Below are 7230 nucleotides of genomic sequence, written 5' to 3'. Positions count from 1 at the left end.
TGCGCTACGGCCACTCGCTTTCCGCGGGGAGGAGTCGAGTGCCTTTCTCTCCATTCCATTCCGTCTCCAAACTGGGTTTGCCCAATCACAAAAAAGCCTGGACAACTAAGAGTTGCGAGCTCTCAATCGTTCAGGCTTATCGTTGGCTGAAATACTTCTGTCTCAGCCTTTTTCATAAAAAAAGACCTTCTCACGGGAGAAGATCAATAAAAAAGGGGATAGGGGAATACCTTGATATTAGTATGGGCTGAATTCGTATTGTTTATACTCTACATATGAAAATATAAATTTATTTTCTAAGATCAATGTTTCCACCAAGATGAGGCTTGAGCAGCATGCTGAATGACTTTTACATCAGCTGAGCTTAAAAGCTCTTGAATGGTTTCACCCTGCTGTTCTGCGTTACCCATCCCCATTTTCATTACGGACAGAGAAGCTTGATGCTGAGTATTAGATTTGCTTAGGGCCATTGAAAGTTTTGCTACGTCCACTGGAATGCTCCTTTCATCATAAAAAAGACTCTAGTATCAATCAGACTTTTGATTACCTAAATTAGCGTCAGTAGTGCCAAATCATTAACACCATGACCTATATCAAAAGTAAAAGAGACCCTAGTTATACTAGAGTCTCTTCAGTTTGTCGACAAAAGGGGTTCGGAATGGTCTCATTCCGAACCCCTTTTTAGCTTTTTATGGGATTTGAAGCTATTTAATAAAAAGACAGACCTCTTCGAGTTCATCATTTAGGCCATTTTTGGACCTTGCCACGTCCAGTTGGCCATCTTCTTCAGGTTCATGGCAGCGAAAGTAAGCATCGCCTGCATCGACAATTTTTTAAGTCCCCTTAACGTTGTCCAACGCATGCCATGCTTTTCTTTTCCATCTGCGAATACACGCTCAATGGTTTCTTTACGTTTGGCATAAATCTCTTTCACCTCTGCGTGATAGCGAAGATGGTCTGCCTCTTCTACGTATTCCTACCAAATATGACGCGTCACCACTTTCTGGTGGTCTTTACTCTCCGTACATCTGGCTAAAAATGGGCATGTCGCACAAATCTGTTTTGGCGATTTGTACTCCCGATATCCTTCTTTATTCGTTGTCGAGTAGGCCAAGATCTCACCTGCCGGGCAAAGATAACAGTCAAAGTATTCGTCATACACATAGTCATGTTTTCGGAAAAAACCTTTTTTCGTACGTGGTCGTGTGTATGGCAAGGCAGGGGTCATCCCCTGTTCCAATAAGTAACGGGTAATCGCAGGAGTTTTGTACGCGGCATCTGCGGCGACCGCTTCAGGCTTTCCGACTCTCTCGATGACCTTTCCGACCAATGGCTCTAAAATCTGACTATCATGTGTGTTGCCAGGTGTGACCATGGTGCCAAGCACAAAACCGTTACGATCCGCGGCTGCGTGAAAAGAATAGGCGAACTGCTTCGTCCGTTCATCCTTCACATAGTAACCACTCTCTGGATCGGTGGTGCTTTCTTTGATTTCTTTCTTCTCTTCCTTCTCAAACTTGTCCGGAGGAAATGGTTTTTTTCCGTGATCTTCCCGGTCCTGGTTAATCTCTTCTTGAAGGCGTTCCTGATACGCGCGTGTCTCTTTGCGAACGACTTTCTTTTCAAATTTGCGTTTGTTCGCACTCGCTTTAACATGGGTCGAATCCACGAAAACGTGCTCGGCACTGATTAGCTTTTTCTCGGCAGCTTCCTTTAAGATGCGATAGAAAATCTGTTCAAACAGATCGGTATCTTTAAAACGGCGTTCATAGTTTTTTCCGAACGTAGAGAAATGAGGCACTTTATCGTGGAAACCATACCCAAGGAACCAGCGATAGGCCATATTGGTTTCCACTTGTTCAATCGTTTGGCGCATGGACCGGATTCCAAACGTGTATTGAAGGAAGGTCAATTTAATTAAGATGACAGGATCAATACTGGGACGACCGATTTCTGAATACATGTCCTTCACCAAGTCATAGATGAACGAAAAATCAAGTGCTGCCTCTATTTTACGAACCAAGTGGCTGGCCGGTACCAATTGATTTAACGTAATCATTTCTAATTGATCTCGTTGAATGGGATTATGTTTCGAAAGCATGTCAATCACCTCAAGTTATGTAGTACTTCCATTGTAAAATAAAAAAGACTGTAGGCAAACTGGATTTCTTCCAGTTTGTCTACAGTCTGAAGAGACCCTAGTTATACTAGAGTCTCTTTTAAATAATCTAAAATTAACGAAGAAGTTGTAGAACTCCTTGTGGTTGTTGGTTTGCTTGAGCCAACATTGCTTGTGCTGCTTGAGAAAGAATAGAGTTCTTAGTTTGCTCCATCATTTCTTTAGCCATGTCTACGTCACGGATACGAGATTCCGCAGCAGTTAAGTTTTCAGAAGATGTGCTTAAGTTGTTAATTGTGTGCTCTAAACGGTTTTGGTTCGCACCAAGTTTAGAACGTTCAGCAGATACTTTATCAATAGCTGATTGAATAGTTGTTACAGTTGCTGCAGCATCATCATGTGTTAATACACTAAGAGCTTGCTCTGTAGTTGTATTGCTTGTACCATCTGTTACTGCTAATTTTGCATCAGCGTTACCTGTTGTAGAAATACCTAATGCAACTGCTCTCATATCAGAAATATCTAATGTTAAACTTTGATTTTCATTTGCACCAATTTGGAAATTCAATGCCGCACCATCATCTTCTCCTGCAGTAGTAGTTACTGCAGATGATGTAACAGCTGTTGCACCAGATAAATCTGCTTTTAATGCATTGTCTTCACCATTTGCTTTTGCTTCAATAGTTACTTTATTTGATGTAACAGTAACCGTATATTTAGCATTTAAATCTGCGTCAGCTTCAATAGTAGCTTTAAGGTTTCCTGCAGTAGTAGCAATATCAGTATCCCAAGCTTCTTCAATTCCCAGTGCTGAGACTTTCCCGCCAGTCATACCAGTTAAATCAAATTCAATTTTAGCTTTAGAACCTGTAGTAGCTGAGTCCTTAGAGCCATTTAGAAGTTTTTGAGTATTAAACTCAGTTGTATTACCAATACGGTTAATTTCAGATGTCATTTGGTTAATTTCTTTTTGGATTTCTTCACGGTCAGAAGTAGTGTTTGTATCATTACCAGCTTGTACCGCTAATTCACGCATACGTTGAAGAATATCATGTGTTTCATTTAGAGCACCTTCAGCTGTTTGAACTAAAGAGATTGCATCTTGAGAGTTTTTAGATGCTTGGTCTAATCCGCGAATTTGTCCACGCATTTTTTCAGAGATTGCAAGACCTGCTGCGTCATCTCCAGCTTTGTTAATACGAAGACCTGAAGATAATTTCTCCATAGATTTTGATTGTGCAGTTGAAGCACTATTCAACTGACGATAAGTATTCAACGCCGCAATATTATGATTAATTCTCATTTTCATTTCCTCCTTGAATATGTTTTTGCCCACGTCCGTGTGAGCTTGTTTTAACTCCCTGCCAATCGGCCGCCTGGCAGTTTGTCTTTACAAGAATGATATCGTCTTTTTTTTTGGATTGTTTAGCGGTTTCTTTACTTTTTTCAAAAGAAAAACCAAGACGGTTTAGGGTCTTGGTTTGGTGTCATTTATTGTTTGTAAGATGTCCATCATATTGGCTACCGGCTTGGATGCCTGGTGATTTTCTAACTGGATTTCTTCATAGATTTCTTGGCGATGGACTTCGACGTCACGCGGGGCCTTGATGCCGAGCTTGACTTGGTCACCGCTAATAGAGAGAACGGTCACTTCAATGTCTTCACCGATTTTGATTGTTTCGTTCGTTTTACGCGTTAGGACTAGCATGGTCGTTCCCTCCTTAGTTGTTTACGGGTTGAAACAGCGCGTGCTTGGTTTGGTAGGCTTCGTTGTTTAAGATAACTTGCTTGGCTTGATTGTTTTTTGTATTAATAACAATTGGCGCCTGCAGATTTGCCGTAATTTTAGTAACGTCGTCATGCATTGTTAAAATAACGTATACAGCAGCGTCACTTCCGCTTTCCAGCTGAAGCTGCTTGACTGTTGTCTCATCTAATTTAAAGTCATAATCTGGGAAGAATTGAAACGGCTCGGTCATCACGAACGCAACTTCCTGCGTGTTCGTAGACTGTAACACGTGGAACATATCAGCGTTTGGAAGTGGCAAGACCACAAATTGCGTTTCGTATGGAAACCCTGGAAGACCTTTTTCAAATGTTAATGAGGGTTGTTCAATTTGAACATCACCGTGATAAGCTGTTTTAAGCATGAGCTACACCTCTTGTTTAATTGTTGAGATTAATAGTGTTTCAGGTACATAGTTTATTTTGACACTAAACGGACTTGGAATAAAGGTTATGTTGCTTGGATAGATGGGCTTTTCGCTGTTGCGCTTGGCTTGATTAGCGAGTGGGTTACCACCTTGTTCAATTTTCATTAACTCTTTTCCTTCTTGGACTGCTTTTGTGATAGATTCCATCACCGCTTGTTTACCTTCATTCGCTTCTTCGTCCATGCTTTTTAAAATTGATTGCAGGTTCATTTCTTCCCACGCCTTAGTTTGGTCAATAGTAAGCCGCGACGGTGTCTTTTCGACAATGACCTGGATTTTTTCTGTCGAAACGTCGACTGGCTGCGGCTGAATGATGGGTGGCATGGCGTAAGAGGCCTGTATGGTACTAACTTGCATCAGTATTCCTCCTAAAAAAACCCCTTCAAAGAAGGAGTTTTGGTTTAGCGTAAAAAGTCAAGAAGCGTTGGCTGAATTAGTTTGGCACCAACCGATAAGGAAGCACGGTGCACGCTTTCTTGAATGGTTAAGTCCGTAATAACTTTCTCAATATCAGCATCTTCGTTATCTGAAATCATGCGGCTAGCAGTAATTTCTTGAGAAGCAATGCGATTTTCAATGAGCTCCAGGCGATTGTTTCTCGCACCGAGCTCTGAGCGCTCTGCTGATAGAGTTGATAAATAGTCATTAACTTGTGTTGATAATTGTTGAAGCGATTCAACATCGTTGTTTTCAAAACCCGCTTGAATACTATCGATGAAATCAAACGATTCTTGCGAAAAGATACGGTCAGCATTAATATTGACGCGTAGGCTGACGCCTTTTGATACTTCAACTGAAAACGGATCGGCATTAATTTCGGACGCAATCGAGCCATCCGCATTTTGAGTAACGGGCGCGTTTCCTACGTTCACGCCGTTAAAGATATATCTTCCCGCTACTTGCGTATTGGCTACCTGCATAAAATCAAGCTTCAGCTGTTCAATTTCACGGGCAATTGCTTGGCGATCTTGTCCGTCGTTCGTACCGTTTGTTCCTTGTACCATTAGCTCTTTGGCACGTTGAAAAATGGAGTTAACCTGTTCAAGCCCCGCTTCAGAGTTATCAAACCACGAATAGGCTTCGGTTAAATTTCGTTTGTATTGATCAATTTCAGATAGGTTAGACCTGTATGCCATCCCCTTTGTAGCGATAACAGGATCATCCGATGGACGCGTAATTTTCTTACCCGTTGACAGCTGATTTTGCAAGGTTTGGAGCTGAGTATAACTGCTGTTAATATGTCGTAATGAGTTGGCCGCTAGCATGCTTTGTGTAATTCGCATCGTTATCTACCACCCGTTCCTAATCCGTTAATAATGCGATCTAACATCTCATCAATCATTGTCACCATGCGGGCACTTGCATTATAAGCGTGCTGGAATTGAATCATATTGCTCATTTCTTCATCGATTGAAACGGAGCTCGTCGATTGTTTTCGTTGCTCCACGGCTTGTTGAAGCGTTTCTGAGTTTCCTTTTAAGCGGTTTGCCTGCTGGCCGTTAACCGCCATTTGGCCAATAAGAGACTGGTAATATTCTTTCATGGATACAGTTTGATCGTCAGTAAGATGAATAAGAACGCTATCACGGAAGTTAGCGAGCGCTAGCGCATTGCTTCCATCTCCTTTACGATCTCCTTCTATTTCTGACTGAGAAGCAGCAGCTATGTTGTTGGTACTTTGAATAATTTCATTTGATAGCGTAATGCTTTTCGCAGTGCCTTTTCCCTCCGTAATTGGATTAAAGAAAGATACACCCGTTTGGCCATCTAACGTTACGCCTTGTTCGTGCTGGCTGTTAAACCAATTCACAAACTCAAAGGCCATTTTATCAAGAGACGCTAGCATGTCAGAATATACACCTTTTGTTTGGCCATTTTCGTCTACGTAACCTGCTGATTCAATCAATCCTTTAAGCTTACCTTGTGAAAGGTTGGCTGGCGAAAGCGTTTGGCCACCTACACGAACATCCGTTACGCTTCCGTCCGTATCGTTTATCGTAAACGCTGCAGCTTGACGAGTTTGGCCATTTACTAACGTAACAGGACCGTTTGCGGTTTGCATCGTAACCGTCACGGTTCCTTCGGCTACGGGCAGGCTGTTACCGCTTGTTTGATCATACTGTATGTCAAATTCTACAAACTGTGAAAGTTCGTCTAGTAAGCGGTCACGCTCATCATATAAATCATTTGGCAAATAGCCGTGCACTTCAATATCATTAATTTGTTTATTAACGTTATTGATTTGCTCAAGAACCGAGTTCATTTGCTTGACGGTTACATCAATTTCAGATTGTAAATCACCTTGAATGACTTCGAGCGATGTGGATAGATACGTAAATGTATCGGCAATTGCATTTGCTCTCTCACGTGCAACAGAGCGAGCACCGGCATTTGATGGATTTGCAGCAACGTCTTGAAGCGCTTCGAAAAATTGATCAAATGTTGCTGACAATCCGTCTTCAGATGGCTCATTTAGAATCTCTTCCATTTTGTCAATGGCTGCCGATTTGGCATTCCAATAGCCTACCTTAACTGTTTCTCCTCTGTACTGTACATCAAGGAACTGATCGCGCACACGCTCAATCGTTTTGGCATCCACTCCCGTACCAAGTTGACCCGTCACTCCTGGACGGTTCATTCCCGGTGTTGGGTAAGGCGTACTCGCTTCAAACGTAACACGCTGACGAGTATAGCCTGGCGTGTTAGCATTGGCGATATTTTGCCCCACTGTGTATAGTGCTGACTGCTGCGCATCCATGCCTCTCTTTGCAACCTGCAGCCCATGAAAAGTTGAAATCATTACATTCTCTCCTTCATTCTCTACGCTTTTGACTGAAAGGTAGATGCTTGTGTAAGTGATGGTACATCGTTTTCTGCTTTTGTATAATTATATGAATC

7 protein-coding genes and 1 pseudogene are annotated in these 7230 nt (G+C 42.0%); all 8 read right to left on the bottom strand.

Going from position 1 to position 7230, the window contains the following annotated elements; translation table 11 throughout:
- Positions 1-302: 302 nt before the first annotated feature.
- Entirely contained in the window at positions 303-491 is a 189-nt protein-coding gene (locus tag BFL01S_RS18090; protein ID WP_225002013.1) for a YjfB family protein, read from the bottom strand.
- Between the two features lie 251 nt (positions 492-742).
- Positions 743-2101 (bottom strand): annotated as a pseudogene (locus BFL01S_RS18085) (IS1182 family transposase).
- A gap of 133 nt (positions 2102-2234) precedes the next feature.
- Positions 2235-3422 carry a flagellin N-terminal helical domain-containing protein gene (locus BFL01S_RS18080; protein ID WP_061786546.1) on the bottom strand — a complete coding sequence of 396 codons (1188 nt, stop codon included), beginning with the start codon at positions 3420-3422 and terminating at the stop codon, positions 2235-2237.
- A gap of 165 nt (positions 3423-3587) precedes the next feature.
- Positions 3588-3827 (bottom strand): carbon storage regulator CsrA, encoded by a 240-nt coding sequence (gene csrA / locus BFL01S_RS18075; protein ID WP_025909632.1) that lies wholly within the window; start codon positions 3825-3827, stop codon positions 3588-3590.
- A gap of 13 nt (positions 3828-3840) precedes the next feature.
- Positions 3841-4269, bottom strand: a complete 429-nt coding sequence (fliW, locus tag BFL01S_RS18070) for a flagellar assembly protein FliW (RefSeq protein ID WP_061786545.1) — start codon at positions 4267-4269, stop codon at positions 3841-3843.
- A 3-nt stretch (positions 4270-4272) separates the two neighbouring features.
- The gene (locus BFL01S_RS18065) at positions 4273-4689 is read right to left on the bottom strand and encodes a DUF6470 family protein (RefSeq protein ID WP_061786544.1); all 417 of its coding nucleotides are present in this window, start codon (positions 4687-4689) and stop codon (positions 4273-4275) included.
- Positions 4690-4733: 44 nt separating this feature from the next.
- On the bottom strand, positions 4734-5615 hold the full coding sequence (flgL, locus tag BFL01S_RS18060; protein WP_061786543.1) for a flagellar hook-associated protein FlgL: 882 nt from the start codon (positions 5613-5615) through the stop codon (positions 4734-4736).
- Positions 5616-5617: 2 nt separating this feature from the next.
- Positions 5618-7132 carry a flagellar hook-associated protein FlgK gene (gene flgK / locus BFL01S_RS18055; protein WP_061786542.1) on the bottom strand — a complete coding sequence of 505 codons (1515 nt, stop codon included), beginning with the start codon at positions 7130-7132 and terminating at the stop codon, positions 5618-5620.
- Positions 7133-7230: the final 98 nt, after the last annotated feature.

This window comes from Priestia flexa NBRC 15715 (genome assembly GCF_001591565.1).
In the GTDB taxonomy this organism is placed as follows: Bacteria; Bacillota; Bacilli; order Bacillales; family Bacillaceae_H; genus Priestia; species Priestia flexa.
The sequence above is the reverse complement of the archived record's forward strand: the minus strand, read 5'-3'. Positions and strand labels throughout refer to the sequence as shown.

Coding starts and splice junctions, on each gene's coding strand:
- BFL01S_RS18080 (WP_061786546.1), bottom strand. CDS start 3,422: ATGAGAATTAATCATAATATTGCGGCGTTGAATACTTATCGTCAGTTG.
- csrA (WP_025909632.1), bottom strand. CDS start 3,827: ATGCTAGTCCTAACGCGTAAAACGAACGAAACAATCAAAATCGGTGAA.
- fliW (WP_061786545.1), bottom strand. CDS start 4,269: ATGCTTAAAACAGCTTATCACGGTGATGTTCAAATTGAACAACCCTCA.
- BFL01S_RS18065 (WP_061786544.1), bottom strand. CDS start 4,689: ATGCAAGTTAGTACCATACAGGCCTCTTACGCCATGCCACCCATCATT.
- flgL (WP_061786543.1), bottom strand. CDS start 5,615: ATGCGAATTACACAAAGCATGCTAGCGGCCAACTCATTACGACATATT.
- flgK (WP_061786542.1), bottom strand. CDS start 7,132: ATGATTTCAACTTTTCATGGGCTGCAGGTTGCAAAGAGAGGCATGGAT.